The sequence below is a fragment of the Wenzhouxiangella sp. YN9 genome, assembly GCF_056324165.1.
Window position 1 is genome coordinate 1 of record NZ_JBJNIP010000108.1, and the last position, 274, is coordinate 274.

The window sequence follows — 274 nt, forward strand, 5'->3', positions numbered from 1 at the left end:
AAAAAAATGTCCTGCCGTTGGCTTCTTCGGCGTCGCCCAGTCACCGAAGTCCTCATCCGACGCGACGTTCGTATTGTAAGAGAGCCCTGGAGAAGTGCAAGCAGATTTCTGGTGTGGATTGAAGTGTGCAGCAAAAAAAATGTCCTGCCGTTGGCTTCTTCGGCGTCGCCCAGTCACCGAAGTCCTCATCCGACGCGACGTTCGTATTGTAAGAGAGCCCTGGAGAAGTGCAAGCAGATTTCTGGTGTGGATTGAAGTGTGCAGCAAAAAAAAT

Annotated in this window: 1 protein-coding gene; it reads right to left on the reverse strand. The window is 51.1% G+C overall.

The genetic code is table 11. From position 1 onward, the window contains the following. Positions 1–52: 52 nt before the first annotated feature. A partial coding sequence (locus tag ACEWQ0_RS10470) for a hypothetical protein (protein WP_476485323.1) occupies positions 53–274 on the reverse strand: 222 nt, incomplete at its 5' end.